This window comes from Rheinheimera baltica (genome assembly GCF_030731985.1).
GTDB lineage: Bacteria > Pseudomonadota > Gammaproteobacteria > Enterobacterales > Alteromonadaceae > Alishewanella > Alishewanella baltica.
On record NZ_JAPJDY010000005.1, the window covers coordinates 1 to 21,040 of the forward strand.

A 21,040-nucleotide genomic window follows, 5' to 3' on the forward strand; every position below is an offset into this window, starting at 1 on the left:
GAAAGACACAGCCATATTACTAGTAAAAAAAGTGCATAAATAGACTTCATTACGATTCCTTGTTAAATATGTCTAACAGCTTATTCAAAGGACCAAAACCCGCGAGTTGCGTGTTTCAGATCCTGCAAATTCCAAAATTTAATCCAGTCTATTCTGCTATCAAAATGTAAATCAAGCATTTTTAAATTGTAGCAATTTATGTTGCTGCAGAATACGGGTTTAAAACCCGCAAGTTGCAGATAAAAAACTCAACACCAACAACTGTATATTAATACATAGAAAATTTGGGTTATTTTTGCTTTGTTGCACCATGGTTAGAGTTGGGTTTATTTAGCGGTTAGTTGTAGAAATGCCCTATTAATAACGCTGGGTTCTTCTGTGGGTGGACGTTAAATTGCACGCCGTTTGCACGTATGCTGTGGTAGTAGTGCAAAAGTCATTTATGTGAAAACAAAAACACGCGGCATGCCGCCGACTAAGTTAGGCCTGTGATCTTTTGCTTTTACTGCCACAATTGCTGCCTTGCCGCTTTTTTTAACGCCTTTACTACTCGCTTATTATCAACAACCATAATTTGTAAAAATTTGTATTTTTTGTGAATTATTTTGTTTGCCAATAGCCTTACATTCAAATATGTATGTAAAATAGCGGCATTTACTTTACCAACACGAGGTCATTGATATGAGAAAACATACCGCCATATTTCTAGTTAGCATTATGGCAGCCAGTCTTACCGCCTGCATAACCTATAAAGCGCCGCGCTACCAAAGCTCTGCAGAGACATTATTGCACTTGCAGCAATTAGAAGCGGCACCTGTTGCCCTTAAAGGCATTAGCCGCCCCGCTGGCATTAAAGATCACGAACAATGCCAAACGCAAGGCCAGGTAAAAGCGTCTGGCGGTTATGCTAACTATGTTGATGCCGCTCTACGTTCTGAACTGGCAAACGCCAACTTATTGGCCGACAGCGCCCCCGTTGAAATAACCGGTTATTTACAAACAGTAAAGTTTAACTCCTGGAAAAACAGTTGGTATTTAACACTGGAGCTGATGTCATCGAATGGCCATAAGTTCACCACTCAAACTACCTATCGTGGCGAAGACAGAGGGTATGAAGAAGAAACCAGTTGTCTCCTTGTTGCACAGTCTATGCCCTCAGCTGTTAAGCAGTTGCTGCAAGATGCGCTAACCAGTAAGGATTTTGCTGCCTTGCTTCAGACCGCGCCCTAAACATTGACGGCAGCTCACTAAGCGTGAAGCTGCCCTCTACTTGCCTGCACTAACAAGACATAAACCGGTTCTGCTTAACAGAAAAGCAAGTATGTTAATTACACCGCCTACCGCTGCAATGCTTCACGGTTAAGGTTTCGCTCGGCCGGGATATCACTTAGGTATTCGACAAACTCCACTTCAAAACCGGCGGGGTCAACAAAGTAGATATTTTTGCGAAACGGCTCTTCTGCGCCGGGTTTGGCTATGGCGAAACCGGCATCTTCCAGGCGCTTGATAACCGCCTCAAGGTTATTGGTGACATAAGCAAAATGCGCGAAGCCTACGCTATGCCCTGCCAGCTCGCGGTTGTTACCCTCGCCGTGATCACTTAGTGCAATGTAATGATAATCGTCACCAAAATGCAGCCATTTACGCGGCTTGCCATGCCATTCGCCGTGGCCTTGATCGCGAATATGCCAGTGTGGAAATGCCGCGCGGTAAAATGTCAGCATGGCGTCGATGTCACTTACTACTAAATTAACGTGTTCTAAATACATAGTTCCCTCCCTAAGATTTTATTTGCTGCGTACAGTGTGGCTAACCAGCTGAAAATAGCGACGTAAAAAGCCGTTTTCATACTGCCGTGTTTCATCAGTTTGTGTTGTCATTGCCGCGCTCCTTGTTGTAAGTTAGGCGCAGGTTAAAACCTCAACCAAAGTTGAGGTAAAGTGCTTTTTGCAAACATTTTTAAAAAAGGAGTTCGGCATGACAGAGGCAACCTGGAGTGTTGGCCGCGTGGCAAAGCGCTGCGGCATAAATGTCAGTACGCTGCACTTTTATGAAAACAAAGGCCTGATTAAAAGCTGGCGTAACGACGGTAATCAGCGCCGCTATAAACCCGACGTGCTAAGGCGAATTTCGGTGATTAAAGCAGCGCAAAAAATGGGCATTAGCTTAGAAGAGGTAAAACAGGCGTTTGCATCGTTGCCGGATAACCGCACGCCCACAGTTGAAGACTGGCAGCTGATGTCACAAAACTGGCAACAGTTATTGGATAGCCGCATTGCTTACATGCTTAAACTGCGCGAGTACCTCACCGGCTGCATTGGTTGTGGTTGCCTTAGCATGACAAAATGCCCGCTGTATAACCCGGATGACACCCTCGCCAGCCAAGGCAGCGGGCCCGTGCTGTTAGACCAGGCAGAGCAAAAGGGGTTAGCAGGCCTATAAAGCAGGCTGCATTTAACTTAAAGCTTTATACACTGCAATACGAAGCGGTGTTGTTTTAGCAACATACATCGCGCTGTCGGCGTATTTTAGTAACAGGTCTGCACTCTCGGTATGCTGTGGCGATATGGCAATACCAATGCTAATGCGAATATTCAGCTTTAACTCGTTTAGGCTGAAGTCCTCTGCAATATGGTCAACTAACTTCGCCGCCAGCTGAATAACATCACTTTCGAGCTTTATTTCACGCAACAAACAGACAAACTCATCACCACCCCAGCGACTAACAATATCTTCATTACGCACAAAAGCCGTTAAACGCTTCGCAACCGTAATAAGCACTTTATCACCAGTATCGTGGCCATAAGTGTCGTTAATATGTTTAAATTTATCGACGTCAATAAATAGTACCGCAAGCGACCAGTTGTGGCGCTGCGCCTGTAACAATGCATGAGAAAGAGCCTGATCAAACGACATGCGATTAGGTAAGCCGGTAAGCGCATCGGTAAGTGCGCTGTGACGTGAGGCTTTTTCAGTTTGCTGAGACAAGCGTAAATTGTCGCGCACCGTTGCCAAGTCGCTTTTCATCTCACTAAGCTCTACTTCAACACCAATGCGTGCGGCTATTTCTTTTGACAGCTTAATATTAACCTGTTTCAAATCCTCAGCCGCTTTAGCAACGATATCTTCCGCTTCCTCGTTTTGCTGCATGGCCTTTTTAATTACCACAACAGTGGCTTTTTTTTGTTTTAGCGTGTCGTTAACTGAACCAAGATCTTTAGCCGCCGTGTTAATATTTTTCTTAATCGCTGCATTTTTTTTCAGTACCCCCTGTACACCTTTAAGAGACACAGTCTTGCTGGCGGATTTGGCGCCGGGTACTTTAGGTTCTGTCGTCATTGGTACCTCATACACAGCAAGACGACAAGCCTTTGCTGCCATCAAGGGACGAGCCGCAACTTTGTTTTCAGCTGCAACAGTAGACATTATTTCAATATAACGGTCATGGTGTTTCGCGTCGGTACGCTAGACAACACAGCAACCATGAAAATCACCTGCAGCCATAAACAAACACATAATATATACACGTGTTCACTTTAAATGCTAAACAACTACGAAAATTGAATAATAAAAAACCATATTTTTCATGAAGTTGAAATCACCTACTTTGAATATAAAAACAATAAACTGGTCATTCCAGACATTTTAGTGTACAACTGTGCGCTGAAATTAACGTAAGCGAGTGCGTATTCTTTGAAACCGTTGTTAAAGCGCCTGTGGCGTGCCTTTTGTATGATGCTGGGCAATCAGCCTGCGCTGAGTCGCTATCTGCTGCCGATAATTCAGCAGTTTTCGCCAGGATTTCTACCGGGGCATTTTCGCGCCCGTGTAAGCGGTAAATACTGGGCCACTGCAGACATGCTGCAGTTAACCTTTAGGGTATCAAAGCGCTGGCAGGGCTTTATGCCGGGTCAGCACATTTTACTTACGCTGCGCCACAATGGTCGTTATATCAGCCGGCCTTTTAGCATTTGCTCTACACTTGCCGACTGGCAAAGCACCCGCAGCATAGCGCTATGCTGTAAAGTAACCAGCGGCGCTGAATTTACACCGCTGTTAAACCAGCTACAAAACGAAACTGTGGTGAATATCAGCGCCGCGCAGGGCGATTTTCACTGGCAGCAACCTGCGCTACCGGCGTTGTTTATAGCTGCGGGCTCTGGCATTACACCTATCGCGTCAATGCTGCTTAGTCAGCGCCACTGGTTGGCGCCGGTAAGCCTGTATTACCGCTACCGTGGCAGTGAAAACGCTGCACTGCTTGTGCAGTTAAAACAACTGGCTTCGCGGCAACCCCTGTTTACCCTAACCCTGTCTGACAGCCGCGTTGAACCTGCTGCTGACATGACAAATGCACTACTGCCACAGGCAAAAGATAAACAGATTTATCTTTGCGGCCCAGCAGGCTTTATGCAGCAGATACAACAGCGTCTAACCGAGGCGGGCGTAGCCCTGTGTACTATTCACAAAGAGCAATTTGGCCCGGCGCTACCCGCTATCCCCTGCGAAACAATAACCGGTGATGCTGACGAGTCGGCGCGGCAAACCACGTTTATCCGCGCAGGTTCACCGCATCAGGTCGCTGCGAGCACACAGCACAGCCTACTGCACGCCGCCGAGCAACATGGCCTAACACCAAGCTTTGGTTGTCGTATGGGGGTGTGTTTTCAATGCGTATGCGACAAGGTTTCCGGCCAGGTGCGCGATATTCGTACCGGCGCATTAAGCGGAAATGGCGCAGAACAAATTCAGCTGTGCATAAGCCAGCCGGTAACCGAACTTGTGATTAAGCTGTAACAGGATTTGAGATGAAACTAACGATTGAGCAATTTAGCGCTCTTGAACACGAGCTGGACACAGTAAAACAGCAGGTTAAAGCGCAACTGGGCGAGCAAGATGCGCGCTACATTCGCCGCGTACTGCTGGTGCAACGGTTAAGCGCAATAAGCGGGCGTATTCTGCTGGTACTGGGCTTTATTACCCCCTGGCTTTGGTTGGTGGGCGTGCTGCTGTTGGCACTGGGAAAAATTCTCGACAATATGGAGATTGGCCATAACGTATTGCATGGCCAATATGACTGGATGAACGATCCGGTACTGCATTCTAAACGCTATGAGTGGGATATTGCCTGCGACGCGGGTTCCTGGCAGCGCACACATAATTTTGAGCACCACACCTACACCAACATTATTGGCAAAGACCGCGACTTTGGTTACGGCTTGCTAAGGTTAAGCAATGACTTTCGCTGGCGCGTGCGTAACCTGTGGCAAGGCGCTACGTATTTATTGCTGAGTATGTTGTTTCAATGGGGCGTGTCGTACCATGAACTGGCTGCACAAAGGGTATTTGCTGGAAAGAAAAAAGCCGACCGGCATTCTCAGGTAAGCGACAGTGCCTTGAAAAAAGCCTTTTTCAGCAAAGGTGCACGCCAGTTAATAAAAGACTATCTGTTCTTCCCGCTAATTGCCGGGCCTATGTGGCTTTGGGTGCTAAGCGGTAATTTGTTGGCTAACCTCATTCGCAACCTGTGGACGTCAACGGTGATTTTCTGCGGCCACTTTACTAAAGACGTGCATGTTTTTACTGCTGCCCAGTGCGAAAACGAAAGCCGCGGCCAATGGTATTATCGCCAAATGCTGGGCTCGTCTAACTTTACCGGCCCTACCTGGTTGCACATTTTAACCGGCCATTTAAGCTGTCAGATAGAACACCACTTGTTTCCCGATATTCCGGCACGGCACTACCCCGCTATGGCAAAACAGGTGCAGGCGATAGCAGCAAAATATGCTATTCCGTACAACACGGGTAGCTTTGTACGCCAGTACAGCACAGTATTTGGTCGCATTATGCGCTATTCGCTGCCAGGCGGCGGGAAAGCAGTAAAGGCATTGTAGTTCGGTGTAATGGAAACCCGTTTGCCCACGCTAACACGCCGTAAACTCATCCATGGGGGCTCGTGTACGCCCGTCAAGGGCTTCAACGGTTAGCTTAGAGCAAATTGGTTTCCTTACAAGAGTCTGGCTAACCCCAACTAGCAGCTACTGTGCGGTACGCTTATCGGTGCGGTCCAGCGCGCGGATAATATCGCGCCAGCTTAAAATACCCTGCGGCCGGTTCTGGTTATCAACCACCACAATACAAGATACCCCTTCGGTGTTAAACAAATGCACGGCGTCCTTCACGTTAGCCTGCCCTTGCAAGGTTACCGGTTTGCGCCGCATTACCTGATGCGCTTTTTTATTAAGTGAGGCCAGATCGCGCGTTGTTTCTGCCGCGGTGCCCAGATAAGGACTTAACGCTTTAAATAAATCCCGATCTGACAATACGCCCAACAACACGCTGTCTTCCACCACCAGTAAATGATGAAATTTCACATGATCAAAAATCTGTTTTACCACGGCAAGGCTGTCATCCGGTGACACACTGACGGGGTTAAGGCTCATTAATTGTGCGACATTAGTCATCGTGGTACACCGTTAAAATTACTGCAAGGCTGTGCTAAAACTATAACCTGTTTACACCAATTCACCAGCAGTATCAGCCACCTAGCAAAACCACAATAGCCTGATAATACCGGCTATGGTATAACACCAAGCTACTAATCGTGTTGTCGGGCCTTTAATATGCAACCACATTTGTTTATCTCCGCCGCAGTGCTGTTTACTGTCGCCACAGGCGTTAATGCCACCGATGCCAAGCAACAGTTGGAACAACTGCTTAGCCAACACTGGGCAGAAGCCAACAAAGAACAAATTTTCTTTCGTAAAGACCCCGACACGTTTCGGATGAATGGCACATTGCCTGATGTGTCTCAGGCAGGCCGCGAGCGCCGGGCCAAGGTTAACCAAGGTTTTCTGAAGCAATTGGCCAACATTGAACAACGTGAGCTCAGCGCAGTTGATCAAATAACGCTAAGGTTATTTAAATACGAACGTGAAACCGAAGCACAAAGCTATAAGCAATTTGACCACCTGTTTCCCATGCAAGCTTACGCCGGCTATCACAGTTATTTTGCCGGTGCGCCAGACAATATGTCGTTTTTAACCACATCCGACTATGACAATTACTTAGTCAGCCTGGCGGATTTCCCGCGCTACAACCAGCAGCACATTGATAACCTTAAGCAAGCCATCAACAAAGGCTACACGCATTACTGTGCCAGCTTTGCCAACTACGACAAAACCATTAGCAAACATATTGTCAGTGATGTAAGTGACAGTGTGTTTTACGCGCCGTTGGCAAACCAACCAGCACAGTTTAGCACTGGGCAGCAACGCCATTATCAGCAAGCGGGTAGCAAACTGATTATGGATACAGTGATCCCGGAATATAACAAGCTGTATCAGTTCTTTACCGAACAATATATGCCGGCGTGTCGCAAAGACGTGGGTATAACCGCACTGGAAGATGGCAAAGCCTACTATCAGTATTTAATTAACTTTTATACCACCACGAATATGACACCCGAGCAGATCCATCAGCTTGGGGTTAGTGAAGTTAAACGTATTCGCGTTGAGATGAATAACATTATTAAGCAGGTAGGCTTTAACGGCGACTTTAATGCCTTCGTCAAATTTTTGCGCACTGACGAGCGGTTTTATGCCGAGTCCCCGTTACAACTTATCGAAAAAGCCAGCTACATTACACGTAAAATGGCGGGCCAGTTACCTAAGTGGTTTAACACCCTACCGCGAGGAACCTTCGATATAAAAGCCAGCCCAAACGGGGGTGCCTATTATGTAGCCTCTGACGGCAGCGGTACTACCGCAGGCACATACTTTGTGGGCGCTAACGATGTGCGCAGCGAACCGCTGTATAACTTAGAAGCATTAACCTTTCACGAAGCAGAGCCTGGTCATCATTTTCAAAGTGCGCTGGCGCAAGAAATGGACATGCCGGAATTTCGTAAAACCCTGTATCACAGTGCCTATGGTGAAGGCTGGGGGTTATATGCCGAAAGCCTGGGTAAGGAAATGGGATTTTATCAGGATCCGTACAGCGATTTTGGCCGCTTAACCTATGAAACCTGGCGCGCTTGCCGCTTAGTGGTGGATACCGGCATGCACGCCATGGGTTGGAGCCGCCAACAAGCCATTGACTATTTAGCCGACAATACGGCGCTTAGCATGGCAGAGGTAGAAGCCCAGATTGACCGCTACATTACCTGGCCCGCACAAGCCCTGTCTTATAAAATTGGTGAGATTAAAATTCGCCAGTTGCGCCAGCAAGCCGAGCAGCAACTAGGCGATAAATTTGATATCCGCGCCTTTCACGATCACCTGTTAGCCTCTGGCAGCCTGCCGCTGGATTTACTGGAAGAGCTAACAGTAGAGTGGATTGCCACGCAACAATAAGCTATAGGGCATCCGCTTTAAAGCGGATGCCCTCTCTACTACTTACACTTTAATTTAACAGCGCACTGTGTGTTAAAGCGTACCTGCACTGTTGTTTTGGTTTGGCTGATATTTCTGCCAAAACTGGCTGCTGAACCTATTTAGCGGGTCGTATCGCTGCTTTAATCGGAAGAATTCAGGCGCGCGCGGATAGGCCTTAGCAAATTGCTCTGGTGTTGCACTTAACTGGTAAGGAAGATAATAGCTACCGCCATGCTGCAAAACAGCATCGATAAGCTGTTGACTCCACAGATCGGTATGTTGTTGCGCCAGCTTATCAGTACCTTGTCGGTAATACACGACAAAAGCAAACACTTCCTCGGGTGCCCAAGCCAAAATTGACCCGGCATCTGGTAACGCATGCCGAATTGAAACATTAAGGATATTGGCGTCACTGCGTTGCAGTATATTAGCCAGATCAGTAGCAAAATCTGTTACCGCAGTCACGGGTACAAAATACTCACGTAAACCATAAGTATGTTTTTCTCTGGAATAAGGCTCAAGCTCCATTACATCATAGCTGGCTTCGTAATTACGCCAATGCACTGCGTTACGACTATATAAAATAGGATCCAGCCAATGCTGGCGTATCCATTTAGCAAATGCAAAATCAGCAACAAAGTCGGTTAATGCGGGTTGCCACCAGTAAGCTGTACCGGGCTTATGTAAACGGCTCTCAACAGTTGGCATCATGGTCGTTGTTACCCAGGATACGGCGGTTAAGTCTTGATACGAAGGCGGATACAACACCGCATTATGAAATACAATCTGAGGGTTGTTACGTACTTGCTGGTTAAAATACTGACGATAATCAGTTAAGCGCATCTCTGTAGTAACCCGCTGCACCCGACTGTTGTCGGTTAGTTGCAGTGTCGCTTCCAGAATAATACCAACGCCACCATACCCGCCAATAGCGGCATAATACAGCTCACTATTTTGTTCAGGTGTTGCCGTTAAAACGTCACCATTGGCAAGCAGCACACGGATTGCTAAGACAGAGTTAATTATTGGTCCTTCGCCTACATAGCGGCCATGCGCATTAACACTAAGCGAGCCTCCCACGGTAAAATCAGCATAACTTTGCATAATTTTTACGGACAAATTGTAGCTATCTATGTAGGCCTGCAAATCACGCCAGCGTATGCCTGCTTGTACAGTAATTTGCTTACTCTGTTGGTCAAAAGACAACACTTTATTATAACTACGCATATCAATATGCAGACTATTAGCCGCAGCGGTTTGTCCACCCTGACTAAAACGCCCCCCACCAATAGACACGTTGCCTTGCGAAGAAACCAGCTGCTGAATAAGACCAGACTCTGTTTCAGCATTGAATACTCTGGCCACCACCACCGGATTTAACTGTGTAACATCGTTGACAACAAGTTGCGCAGGCTCGGTCTCGATACGCGAGAAATACGGTGCCAGATAACCTAACACCACCACGCCAAAAAGTATGACAGTGGTTAAAACAACATAGCCCAGCTTGCGTAGCATCAATTTGCATCCTGCGAGTTAAATTGGCGCCAAGATAATTAACTTTACATTAAATAACAAGATGCTAACGCCCAAATTGAAGCCAAATATTTAACGTTATAAATCCCGTAATTGCTGATGCAGGTGTTTAAGCTGCTTCACGTCCTCTGGATATTTCATGGCAAGTTCCGCTCTGGCAAGTGCTGCAGTAGAATGATGCAAGGCATGGCTGTGAAAGTCACCGCCCAATTTGGCTAACATAATGAAGCTTTTCTGCAAACGAATTTGCACTTCCATTATCGTGGCACCGTCACGGGCAATAGGGGCAAAAAAGTCATCAAATAAATCACCGCAATCCAAACCTATCTGCCAAACATAAGGGTATTCAATATCGGCTGCGGTGATGTCGGGTTTGCGCCAGTTACTCAGTACTCGCATACCACGACCAATAATTTCAATGGCGGTGCCAGGGTCATTAATGGCTGGCGATAACGCTTTTGACGCTATTTCTGATAGCACAATTAAACCAAAACGAGGGTCTTGGTCAAAAGTACGGTAATCTTTAATTGTTAGTGCCGTTAACAAGCAATCCGCACTGTTTTTGGCTTTGCCTTGCACCCACATAACCGGCCGGTTGGGTTCAGTAAATACGCCAGCGCGCACCACCACATAAACTTGACAATCATGTTGTTGCGCCCACTTATTAATGGCTTTGATATCAACATGTTGAATATAACCAATGGTCGTTGCCATGACAGGTTGCGCGGTCGGTGGCAGCCCGGATAAATCCGCTAACGGTTTAGCACCGTGCCAAGGTTTGGCGACATAACTCATTAAGGCCGCATAAGTTTTGTTTTCAACCTTATTTGCTGTTTCGCCTACCCGGCCAAGCCCGGATAAATGGCTTATCCATACCAGCATGGTAAAAACAATGAGCGCCACCACTAATACGGTGGTGAGGAACAACACCACGGCACCGCGTTGCGAATACAGCTGAGTATTAAGCAGAATAATGCTAACAATGCTAAATAAAAACGAGCCAACAAAAGTTGCCAATGCATTTTGCGTGGTGGCATCTTCCATCAGTAACCGGGTCGCGCGTGGCGACACGCTGTTGGTTGAGGCGCTAAAGGCGGCAATCATTACGCTTAACGAAAACGTCGTTACCGTAAGCATACTGGTAGCCAAAATGGTGAGAATTTTCTCTGCAGCCCCGGCGCCAATCATATCAGCCAGATCTGAGGGGATCTGATCCTGTATCGCAAAGGCCACTAATGCTGACAACAACGCCAAAACGGCAAAGGCTACAGTACGTACCCATAACTTGCGGCTAAGTTGCAACAGTTGCCAGCCCCATTTAGATACCATTACTTTATTCCCTGCCAGTGCCTTAACTATTTAGATAATTCAGTCTACGGCAGCGCACCTCACATTACAAACGGCTATCAAAGCCATGTTGACGCCACCAACTGAGCAATGTAGTAGCATCGCCGCGCAGTAAGATGGGTAAGTTACGTTTTTGTAGTTGGTAGTGATACATCGGATCGTAGTATTCACTTAGTAAGCGCTGTATCCATATTCGATGCAGGCTAATGTCTGCAGTCGTGCGTTGCAGCTCAAGTGCTTGGTTTAATAACTGTTGCAGTTCACTAAATAACACACCGCCTAAACGTTTGCTTATCCGCGCTAAACCCTGCTGAAGCATATCGGCAAACACTGTAAAGCCCTGCTCCGCATCGTGCTGTAGCGCTTCGGCAAACAAGTTTACAATGTAGTCTTGCAGAATAACCTCTACCCGCACCGCCAACGGCTCTTCTAACAATAATATTGGGCTACGTTGCATGCTTTGATAAAGCGGATGCGGAATATTGCGCTGCCCAATCAGCAGACTCTCATCTTCTAACAGTAAATAGGCTGGCCGGGGATGTTGTAACTGCAAGATAGCGCTGGCCAGGTCATGTTCAAAACAAATTTGCGTTGGCTGCGGTGACAACTTGCGACCAAATGCCGAACCGCGATGGTTAGCCAACCCTTCTAAATCAATGGCTTGCAGCTGATTTAGCAAGCGGGTTTTACCGCTACCCGTGGGGCCCGCCAGCAGCAAAATAGGCTGGGTGGAAGCATGTTCAATAACGTTAATAGCCGCGCGACGTAACGCTTTAAAGCCGCCTTTTACCTTGGGGTACATCACACCCACATCGGCGAGCCATTGCTGGGCAATTTGCGAACGTAAACCACCGCGGGCACAGTACAGCATTCCATTAGGGTGTGTATCAGAAAACACCTGCCAACTGGCAATTCTTGCCTGTTTAATGTCGCCGCATACCAGTTGATGCCCTAAAGCAATAGCCGCTTGCTGGCCTTGCTGCTTATAGCACGTCCCCACCGCTGTGCGCTCGGCATCATTCATTAACGGCAGGTTTTGACTGTGACTAAAGGCGCCTTTTGCAAACTCCACCGGGGCGCGAACATCAAGCAGCGGCAAACGTTGGCGCAGTATGGCGTCGTAGTTATCGGATAATGGCAAAGACACTGACATAGTGACTAGTTAACGCACACGGATTAAATGGCCTGGTAACGCGGGGAATAGCTCGCCAATTGGATTCAGCGTTAAATCGTGCTCGACGGCCAAATGAATAAATGCCGCTTCAGCTTCGGGACTGACCGCAACCAGCAAGCCGCCGCTGGTTTGCGGATCGCATAACAGGGCTTGTTGTTCTGGGGTTAATGCTGAAATTTTACCGCCATAACTGGCAAAGTTGCGCTTGCTGCCACCGGGAATGCAACCCAGTGCGATATAATCGCCAACACTAGGCAATACCGGCACCGTATGAGTGTCCAGTACGGCGCTTAGGCCACTGCCCTCGCACATTTCGACTAAATGGCCAAGTAAACCAAAACCGGTGACATCGGTCATCGCTGATATCCCCTCGAGCTTAGCGATGTCGGCACCAATCTGGTTTAACTGCACCATGCTATCGCGTGCCAGCATATTGTGTTCAGGTTTTAACTTTTTTTGCTTTAGAGCTGTAGTTAAAATGCCCACACCCAGGGGTTTGGTTAAATACAGTCTATCACCTGCTTTAGCGGTATCGTTGCGGGTTAAATGTTGCTTGGCAACCCGCCCGGTGACCGCCAGGCCAAAAATGGGTTCTGGCGCATCGATACTATGGCCACCCGCCAGCATAATGTTAGCGTCTTTACAGGTTTGACGCGCCCCTTCAAGCACTTGCTGTGCTAGCTCAGCCGGCAATTTATTCACCGGCCAACCCAGAATAGCAATCGCCATAATCGGCGTGCCACCCATGGCATAAATATCGCTAATCGCATTCGTCGCGGCAATGCGACCAAAATCGAACGCATCATCAACAATAGGCATAAAGAAGTCGGTTGTGCTTAATACGGCGGTACCGTCTCCCCAATCGTAGGCGGCTGCGTCATCTTTACTGCTATTACCAACCAGCAAATTAGCATCTGAGAAGCTAATATTGCTTTGTAGAATTTTATCTAATACTTGCGGTGAAATTTTACAGCCACAACCGGCGCCGTGGCTGTATTCTGTTAACTTAATGCTGGAGAAGTCAGGCATAATAAGGCTTTGCTAATGCACAATAGCGTTAACATAACCAAAGCCATACCTAAGCACAAGGGCCGGGGTTAAATACCAAGTGTGTAATTAACCCCCTTGCGCGCTAGCGACTAACACTCGGCGCTCAGAACCTTATAGCCGTTTTCACCGCTTTATTTACAATATGCCTAAGGCGTAATTTTATAAATAACATTAACGGTTTTGTGTAACGTAATATGCCGCGGTAGCACCAAACTTGGCCCAGCGTCTGCCATTTCAACGCTTTTACGCAACATGCCGTAACTTACGGCACCGCCGCCGAAACCAAAATCGCCAGCCAGCTGGCCAAAGCCGGTACCTTCTGTGATAGCAAATACGGTCGATAATTTTACCCCCTGCGCATCCGCCAAGTGATTTGCCCGTTGCCTTGCATCGGCTCCGGCCTGCTCACTCAGTTTACGTTCAACTTGCTCCCGTTGGCTGCTATCAAAGCTGCCCTGGATCGAGAACACTTGCGGCTGCTTAAACAGGTAATCCATGATAGCAACATAATGGGTTAACTGGTTTAACGTTACGCTGATGGGCTGGCTGGCCTCATAACCTGTAATCGTTCTATCCTGATAATCTTTATACATGGCCTCTTTGTTAATTTGTGCCGCATCAACATCGGTGTCTGTAACGCCGTGTTTGGCAAGAAATTGCATCAAATCATGCCCTTGTTTATACACCGCATCGGTGGCGGCATCTGCTTTTGCTGCCGTTTGACGAATCACAAACTGGATTTTTGCCTTATCCGGCGCAACCTCTAACCGGGCTTCACCGGTGACATTTATAAAAGGAAAATCAGGTAACGGGCTGGCACTAACATTGGCGGTAAAGCCTAACGTAGCAGCAGCGATGATCAATGCACGTTTCATAAATACCTCTTCAAACTAGCTGGGATGATGGAAACCTTAGTACCGTATTACAGCAAAAGTAACGCCATTAAGTTGTCATTATTTGTAGCCTTGTGTTTGCGACAACTTTGCCTTTACACTGCGGCATCTGTTCGTTTTAAGGAAAAACGCATGTCTTTAAAATTATTGTCTCTTGCCTTTGGCTTACTTAGCAGCTCTGTGATGGCAACCACCGATACCTATACTTATGCCAACTACGACGACGTAGTCGTAAAACACCTGCATCTGGATTTAGCCGTTAACTTTGAGCAAAAAGCCCTTAGTGGCTTTGCCGATCTGCAATTAACGTGGTTGAATAACAACACTAATACCATTGACTTAGACACACGCGATTTAGTCATTGACCGCATTTATGCTAAACGCGCCGATGGCAGCTGGCAAAAAGTACCGTTTAATTTGGCAAAACGCGATGAGGTTTTGGGCAGTAAACTCAGTGTTACGCCCTCGTTTCGTGCAGAAACCTTGCGTATTTACTACAGCTCTACCGATAAAGCCTCTGGCCTGCAATGGTTAACGCCAACGCAAACCGCCGGCAAACAGCTGCCATTTATGTTTAGCCAGAATCAGGCTATTCATGCCCGTAGCTGGATCCCTATTCAGGATACGCCCGCCGTGCGTATGACCTACGACGCCCGTATTACCACACCCGACAATATTTTAGCCGTAATGAGTGCTAACAATGAGCCGGAAACCGCGCGTGACGGCGATTACCACTTTTCGATGCCGCAAGCTATTCCACCCTACCTTATTGCGATTGCCGCCGGCGATCTGCATTTTAAAGCCATGAGTGATCAAACCGGCGTCTACTCTGAGCCTTATATTCTGGATGCGGCCACCAAAGAGTTCGCCAGCACCCAACAAATGATAGATGCCAATGAACCCATTTACGGCGATTACCGTTGGGGCCGCTATGACTTGCTCATTTTGCCACCTAGCTTCCCATTTGGTGGCATGGAAAACCCGCGCTTGTCGTTTATCACCCCAACGGTTGTCGCAGGTGACAGCAGCCTGGTTAATCTTATAGCGCACGAACTGGCACACTCATGGTCTGGTAATCTGGTCACTAATGCCAGTTGGCGCGATCTGTGGTTAAACGAAGGTTTTACCTCCTATGTTGAAAACCGCATTATGGAACAAGTGTTTGGCACAGACCGCGCCGTAATGGAGCAAGCGCTGTCGGTACAGGATTTAAAAGCTGAACTGGCAGAACTGCCTGCCGACGACAGCATATTGCATATCGATTTAAAAGGCCGCGATCCGGATGATGCTTTTAGCGGCGTACCTTACGTTAAAGGACAACTGTTCTTAATGTTTTTAGAGCAGAAATTTGGTCGTGAACGGTTTGACAGCTTTGTTAAAAACTACTTTGATCAGTTTGCTTTCCAAAGCATCACCACCGATACCTTTATCAAATACCTGCAACAACATTTATTGCAAAAATACCCTGGTATTGTAAGCGACGCCGAAGTACAGCAATGGATATTCGAGCCAGGCTTACCCGCCTCCACACCGGCGCCGGTATCTGGCGCCTTTGATAACGTCTCCGCGCACATCACTAGCTGGCTAAACAACAGTAGCAGTTTGGCACAACTGCCTACCAAAGCGTGGACATTGCATGAGTGGTTATATTTTATCAATAACCTGCCGTTAGATATGCCATTAGAGCGTATGTCACAACTGGATGCTGCCTTTGATTTAACCCATTCAACCAATGCCGAAATTGCGCATGCCTGGTATCTGTTAGCTCTGCGTACGGGGTATCAGGAAATCACCCCGGCATTGGAGCAATATTTAATCAATATCGGTCGTCGTAAGCTTATTGTGCCGTTATATAAGCAACTGGCAGAGACTGCCCAAGGTATGGCTTTTGCCCGTGCCGTGTACGCCAAAGCGCGGCCTGGGTATCACCCTCTGGCGCAGGGTACGGTAGATGAGCTGTTAAAGTAGTTTAATCAAGCCCTTATTTATAGCGCACTGATCTAAAGCCCACAGACCGCGTATTTGCTGGAAGTGGGCTTTTTTATGGGTAAACAATGCAAAAACTGTTTTATGACGGCAGCTGTGCGCTATGCCAGCGTGAAATAAACTGGTTGGGGCCAAAATTGACACCCCATCTTGAGCTGGTGGATATTAGCACTGAGAGCTTCAGCGGCTTTGCCGGCGTTAGCAAAGCCGCCATGATGCAGCAAATTCATTTGTGGCAGCATGATCATTTTTTAATTGGCATTGACGCGACACTGCACTATTGGCAGCTGGCTGGCCATAGCTGGATGGTAAAGCTGCTACGCTTACCACCTTGTTATTGGCTGGTAAAAAAAGCCTATGCTTACTGGGCAACAAAACGCAGTAATTGCGCAAACGGCGATTGCACACTGTAACCATGCGACGGCGAACCTTAACCAAACAAAGCGCTGCAACCGATGCGCAAATCTTACGCCTGCATAGTGCCATGGCCGATAAGTTACTGGCAGAGCCCCAGCGACTGGGGCAAATATTAAACACGCTTGAACAACGTTATCAGGCCGGTTTACTGCGACATAGTGGCTACATTCACTGGTTTAGTATTTTGGATTGTATTGATCAGCCGGAGTTGTTTAAAGCAGCACTGCTGGATAGCGGCGAACGGATGAATAAACTGCGCCGGCGCACAGTGCTGGTTGGCATTTTAACCGAAGATGAGCGTCAGGCTATTTTAATGGAGAACGTATAATGTCACGCCTATCCGTATTGGGTTATGCCGGTTTAATTCCTTTTATTACCCTGCCGCTATTGTACCTGTACCCTTTTTACTTGAGTGCAGACCAGACACTTGAGCTCTATAGCTTTTACAGCGCACTGATATTAGGTTTTATGGCCGGTGTATTGTGGCCGGTGCTACACAGCAACGCTGTAAAACCGTTAAAAAACCAACGCTTGGCACTGGTAGCAGTAACCTTTCCGGTACTTAGTATCTTTACACTGCTACTTGCCAGCGAATACTTTTTGCCGGCCCAGGCTTGCTTGTATGTGTTATTGCGTTTGGCAGAATACCGCAGTGGAATAAACCGGCAATACCAAACCCAATACCGCGCCCTGCGTAACCATCTGACAGTAGTGGTTTGTATCAGTCATCTGCTGCTGTATTACCTGCTAACAGCAGCAGGCTAACCCGACATGCTGCGACAATATGTCACACCCGCATAACAGCTTGAATTTATTACACTAGCAGCCGCACATTTTATGTTAAGGACTGCTATATGTTTTACGAGCCCCACGCCATACAAAGCCACCAATGCCCTGCATGGCGCTACTCTGCCATTAGTCTGTTACTGTTAATTTCTTGCAGTGCGCTGGCTCAAGCTAGCAATACTGAACTGGAAGTGATTGAAATTAAAGGTATAAACTGGCAAACCAACCAGAGCAATAGTGAGCAGTTATTGCGCACCAAAGGCGTTGATTTCTCTGCCGCAGGTGGAGTTTCAGCCTTGCCGCTGTTAAACGGCATGATGGGCAACCGCATTAAAGTATTAATTGACGGCAGCGATATCGGCGCGGCCTGCGCCAACGAGATGAACCCGCCGCTATCGTATATTTCTGCCAATCAGATAAATGCTGTCACAGTGGTAGCCGGTATTTCCCCGGTGAGTATGGCTGGCGATAATATCGCCGGAGTTATTAGCGTCAGCAGCATTAACCCTACTTTTACAGACAGTGCCAGCCTGTCTCACCAACAAAGTTACCTTGGCAGCCGTTATCAGAGTAATGGCGACGCAGTTAATATTACTGGCGGCACGGAGTTTTCCAGCAAACAATTCAGCCTGAAATATGACGGTGCCTATAGCGATGCCAACAGTTATCGCGACGGCAACGACGATAAGGTGCCAGACACCTTGTACCGCGCGCAAAACCATCAGTTGGTTGGCGCCTGGCAGGATGGCAAAGAGCAGCTGGCGGTAAAACTTAGCCATCAGTACATTCCGTTTCAAGGCTTTGCCAATCAGTATATGGACATGACAGAAAACCAGAGCTTTGGTGCTACGCTGCAATACAAGCGTCCTCTGGCTGATGGAGACTTACTGGCGCGGGTAAACTGGCAAGGCATTAAGCACGAAATGGGCTTTTTTACCGCAGAAAAGCCCGGCACCATGCCGATGCTGACCGACAGTGACGATTACAGTTATCAGTTGCACTGGCAAACTATGCTATCAAGCGCAAGTTCGCTAAAAGTCGGCCACGAGTTTTATCAGTTCCGTTTAAACGATATCTGGCCGGCAGTACCAGGCTCGATGATGATGGGCCCGAACGATTACATTAATATTAATGATGGTAAACGCCAACGACTGGCGGTTTTTGCCGAACTTAACCAGCAATTGACGGCAAAATTACTACTTAACTATGGCGCGCGACTGGAGCAGGTTAGCACCAATACAGGTACCGTGCAGGCCTACAGCAATATGATGATGGGCATGATGGCCGCCGATGCAGTAGCCGCGCAGGCCTTTAACCAGCAAGACCGCAAGCAGCGCGATACGCTGGCAGATCTGACTTTTTTGGCTGGTTATCAGTTGGATGATGTGCAGCAACTGCAGTTTGGGCTGGCACAAAAAAACCGTGCGCCTAACCTGTATGAACGTTACAGCTGGGGTCAGGGCCAAATGGCCATCAGCATGATTGGCTGGTTTGGTGACGGCAACGGCTATATCGGCGATATTAACCTGAAGCCCGAAACAGCCCGCACAATAAGTGTCGCTTATCTGTACAGCAGTGACAATGCGATACTGCAACTGCGGCCATTTTACACCAAGGTAGCGGATTTTATCGACGTGAACATCGCCGGTAGCTTTAATACCGGCGACAACCTGCGCCACCGGCTGCAGTTTGTTAATTTAGATGCCACCTTGTATGGTATTGAAGCCAGCGGCCAATGGGCTTTGGGCGGTAATACTTACTTTGGTCAATGGCAATTGCAGGCAGATGCCAGGCTAAACCGCGGTAAGCGCGACAGCTCCGATGAGCCACTTTATCAGCAGCGACCACTTAATAGCACGCTTAGCCTGCAGCATCAGCTGGGTAAGATGCAAACAAAGCTAACATGGCAATGGCAGGATGGCAAAAACCGGCTAGATAGCCGCCGGCTGGAAAACCCCACAGCCAGTTACGCCTTATTGGATTTTAACAGCCAGTGGCAACATAAGCAGCTAACCCTAAGTTTTGGTATCAGCAACCTGCTGGATAAAGACTATGAGCTACCTCTGGGCGGCGTAAATATCGCTGAATACCGCCAGGACAACAGCAACGGCTTCAGCCAGCTAAAAGGCGCGGGCCGTTCGGTAAGTGCTGGTATCCGTTATAGTTTTTAGGAAAATAAGAGCGCGTAACTATTACTACACCTAGGCGGCACCTTCAGCCGTGCGCGGTATTCTGTCGGGAAGTTGGGGCTATCCAGTAAGCGGCTACCATCAGGCAGTTGCAGCGAAGCGGCACCGCCTACTACCAGCAAGCGCCCCACTTTGCCCACAGTTGCCGCGTTAAATACTGAGTTAAAAAATGGACATAACAAACGCCAGCACAATACGCCTTCTCCGCTTGGCAAACGCGGTATTAAAACGGCGCCGGATACTGGCGTAAAAACAGTGCCATGTCAGCCATTTGCTCAGGTGTTAACGCTACAGAAAATGCGGCAATATTCTGCTGCAGCTGCGCCATGCTGGTGGCGCCAATAATGGTAGATGTCACACCATCAACCTGATTAACCCAACTTAGTGCTAACGCTGCCGGGCTAAGGTTATGGCTATTTGCTAACTCAACAAAAGCGGCTATCGCTTTATTCGATTCAGGAGTGTCACGAAATAAACCGTTACGTTGCAACATACTCCAGCGCGAGCCTTGCGGCCTGGCGCCACCTAAGTACTTACCACTGAGTGCGCCACCGGCTAAAGGCGACCATGGCAAATAGGCGATGTCTTCATGGACACATTGCTCAATAAGATAAGGCCAATCTTTAGTGTGTAACGGGCCAAACTCATTTTGAATCGACACCATTTTAGGCAAATTATACTGTTGGCTGAGTTTAAGATACTGGCTAATCCCCCAGGGTGTTTCATTAGACAAACCAAAGTAGCGAATTTTGCCCGCATCAACACAGTGTTGTAGTGTCTGCAATATGGCCAGCATATCATCAGTTTGCTGCTGGGCATTAATGTCTGAAAATCCAATCTGTCCGACGCCGTGTTTGCCAAAATGTGGCGACACCCGGTTTGGCCAATGCAGTTGATAAAGGTCGATGTAGTCGGTTTGTAATCGCGTTAAAGAATCGTCAATGGCACTGACAATACTTTGCGGACTAATACCTGTTCCCTCGCGGATATAGGGCAAGCCGCTACCGGCTATTTTTGTTGCTAATACCAAGTTTTGGCGCAGTGCCGGATGACGATGTAACCAGTTACCAATTATACGCTCGGTTGCGCCATAAGACTCGGCCGTTGGGGGGACCGAATATAACTCTGCGGTATCAAAAAAATTAACACCTTGCTCAAGTGCATAAGCAAGTTGAGCGTCGGCGTCAGCCTGCGTATTTTGAGTGCCCCAAGTCATAGTCCCTAAACACACGCGAGATACTTTTACACCGCTGTGACCCAAATTGGAGTATTGCATTAATGTTCCTTTTA

The 21,040-nt window shown here is 47.7% G+C and carries 19 protein-coding genes; 10 read left to right on the forward strand and 9 right to left on the reverse strand.

All coding sequences use genetic code 11. From position 1 onward, the window contains the following. The first annotated feature begins 681 nt into the window (after nucleotides 1-681). The gene (locus tag ORJ00_RS09455; RefSeq protein WP_306139666.1) at nucleotides 682-1,230 is read left to right on the forward strand and encodes a hypothetical protein; all 549 of its coding nucleotides are present in this window, start codon (nucleotides 682-684) and stop codon (nucleotides 1,228-1,230) included. Between the two features lie 107 nt (nucleotides 1,231-1,337). Here the strand turns inward: ORJ00_RS09455 and ORJ00_RS09460 are convergent, their stop codons facing one another. Then, nucleotides 1,338-1,769 (reverse strand): VOC family protein, encoded by a 432-nt coding sequence (locus ORJ00_RS09460; protein WP_306139667.1) that lies wholly within the window; start codon nucleotides 1,767-1,769, stop codon nucleotides 1,338-1,340. Between the two features lie 208 nt (nucleotides 1,770-1,977). Here ORJ00_RS09460 and soxR point away from each other — a divergent pair, with 208 nt between their 5' ends. Next, nucleotides 1,978-2,442: a redox-sensitive transcriptional activator SoxR gene (gene soxR / locus ORJ00_RS09465; RefSeq protein ID WP_305976551.1), complete on the forward strand. Its 465-nt coding sequence runs from the start codon at nucleotides 1,978-1,980 to the stop codon at nucleotides 2,440-2,442. 12 nt (nucleotides 2,443-2,454) lie between these two features. On the opposite strand, the gene ORJ00_RS09470 is transcribed toward soxR, so the two are convergent. After that, entirely contained in the window at nucleotides 2,455-3,426 is a 972-nt protein-coding gene (locus ORJ00_RS09470; protein WP_306125851.1) for a GGDEF domain-containing protein, read from the reverse strand. Between the two features lie 306 nt (nucleotides 3,427-3,732). Here ORJ00_RS09470 and ORJ00_RS09475 point away from each other — a divergent pair, with 306 nt between their 5' ends. Both ORJ00_RS09475 and ORJ00_RS09480 read left to right on the forward strand, forming a co-directional pair. After that, complete coding sequence (locus ORJ00_RS09475; RefSeq protein ID WP_305976553.1) at nucleotides 3,733-4,797, forward strand: flavin reductase family protein; 1,065 nt, start codon at nucleotides 3,733-3,735, stop codon at nucleotides 4,795-4,797. 11 nt (nucleotides 4,798-4,808) lie between these two features. Further along, nucleotides 4,809-5,894 carry a fatty acid desaturase family protein gene (locus tag ORJ00_RS09480; RefSeq protein ID WP_306125852.1) on the forward strand — a complete coding sequence of 362 codons (1,086 nt, stop codon included), beginning with the start codon at nucleotides 4,809-4,811 and terminating at the stop codon, nucleotides 5,892-5,894. 144 nt (nucleotides 5,895-6,038) lie between these two features. Here ORJ00_RS09480 and ORJ00_RS09485 read toward each other — a convergent pair whose 3' ends face one another. After that, a complete protein-coding gene (locus tag ORJ00_RS09485; RefSeq protein WP_306139668.1) occupies nucleotides 6,039-6,464 on the reverse strand; it encodes a CBS domain-containing protein in 426 nt (141 codons plus the stop codon). Nucleotides 6,465-6,623: 159 nt separating this feature from the next. Here ORJ00_RS09485 and ORJ00_RS09490 point away from each other — a divergent pair, with 159 nt between their 5' ends. Then, the gene (locus tag ORJ00_RS09490) at nucleotides 6,624-8,354 is read left to right on the forward strand and encodes a DUF885 domain-containing protein (protein ID WP_306139669.1); all 1,731 of its coding nucleotides are present in this window, start codon (nucleotides 6,624-6,626) and stop codon (nucleotides 8,352-8,354) included. A 72-nt stretch (nucleotides 8,355-8,426) separates the two neighbouring features. Here ORJ00_RS09490 and ORJ00_RS09495 read toward each other — a convergent pair whose 3' ends face one another. From ORJ00_RS09495 to ORJ00_RS09515, 5 genes are all read right to left on the reverse strand, one after another. Beyond that, nucleotides 8,427-9,890 carry an FAD-binding oxidoreductase gene (locus ORJ00_RS09495; RefSeq protein WP_305976557.1) on the reverse strand — a complete coding sequence of 488 codons (1,464 nt, stop codon included), beginning with the start codon at nucleotides 9,888-9,890 and terminating at the stop codon, nucleotides 8,427-8,429. A gap of 96 nt (nucleotides 9,891-9,986) precedes the next feature. Continuing rightward, the gene (locus ORJ00_RS09500; protein ID WP_306137324.1) at nucleotides 9,987-11,237 is read right to left on the reverse strand and encodes a DUF2254 domain-containing protein; all 1,251 of its coding nucleotides are present in this window, start codon (nucleotides 11,235-11,237) and stop codon (nucleotides 9,987-9,989) included. A gap of 64 nt (nucleotides 11,238-11,301) precedes the next feature. After that, nucleotides 11,302-12,408 carry a tRNA 2-selenouridine(34) synthase MnmH gene (gene mnmH, locus ORJ00_RS09505; protein ID WP_305976559.1) on the reverse strand — a complete coding sequence of 369 codons (1,107 nt, stop codon included), beginning with the start codon at nucleotides 12,406-12,408 and terminating at the stop codon, nucleotides 11,302-11,304. A 9-nt stretch (nucleotides 12,409-12,417) separates the two neighbouring features. Then, a complete protein-coding gene (gene selD, locus ORJ00_RS09510) occupies nucleotides 12,418-13,458 on the reverse strand; it encodes a selenide, water dikinase SelD (RefSeq protein ID WP_027671653.1) in 1,041 nt (346 codons plus the stop codon). A 167-nt stretch (nucleotides 13,459-13,625) separates the two neighbouring features. Next, nucleotides 13,626-14,354, reverse strand: a complete 729-nt coding sequence (locus tag ORJ00_RS09515) for an SIMPL domain-containing protein (protein ID WP_306139670.1) — start codon at nucleotides 14,352-14,354, stop codon at nucleotides 13,626-13,628. Between the two features lie 150 nt (nucleotides 14,355-14,504). Between ORJ00_RS09515 and ORJ00_RS09520 the strand changes: the two genes are divergently transcribed. From ORJ00_RS09520 to ORJ00_RS09540, 5 genes are all read left to right on the forward strand, one after another. After that, entirely contained in the window at nucleotides 14,505-16,340 is a 1,836-nt protein-coding gene (locus ORJ00_RS09520; protein ID WP_306139672.1) for a M1 family metallopeptidase, read from the forward strand. Nucleotides 16,341-16,426: 86 nt separating this feature from the next. Then, nucleotides 16,427-16,771 (forward strand): thiol-disulfide oxidoreductase DCC family protein, encoded by a 345-nt coding sequence (locus ORJ00_RS09525; protein WP_027671656.1) that lies wholly within the window; start codon nucleotides 16,427-16,429, stop codon nucleotides 16,769-16,771. 2 nt (nucleotides 16,772-16,773) lie between these two features. Next, complete coding sequence (locus tag ORJ00_RS09530; protein WP_027671657.1) at nucleotides 16,774-17,103, forward strand: hypothetical protein; 330 nt, start codon at nucleotides 16,774-16,776, stop codon at nucleotides 17,101-17,103. Continuing rightward, entirely contained in the window at nucleotides 17,103-17,540 is a 438-nt protein-coding gene (locus ORJ00_RS09535; protein ID WP_306139673.1) for a DUF3429 domain-containing protein, read from the forward strand. Before ORJ00_RS09530 ends, ORJ00_RS09535 begins: the two co-directional genes overlap by 1 nt. Nucleotides 17,541-17,629: 89 nt before the next feature. Next, on the forward strand, nucleotides 17,630-19,732 hold the full coding sequence (locus ORJ00_RS09540) for a TonB-dependent receptor plug domain-containing protein (protein ID WP_306139674.1): 2,103 nt from the start codon (nucleotides 17,630-17,632) through the stop codon (nucleotides 19,730-19,732). Between the two features lie 241 nt (nucleotides 19,733-19,973). On the opposite strand, the gene ORJ00_RS09545 is transcribed toward ORJ00_RS09540, so the two are convergent. Next, nucleotides 19,974-21,026, reverse strand: coding sequence for an aldo/keto reductase (locus ORJ00_RS09545; protein ID WP_306139675.1), 1,053 nt, complete (start codon nucleotides 21,024-21,026; stop codon nucleotides 19,974-19,976). Nucleotides 21,027-21,040: the final 14 nt, after the last annotated feature.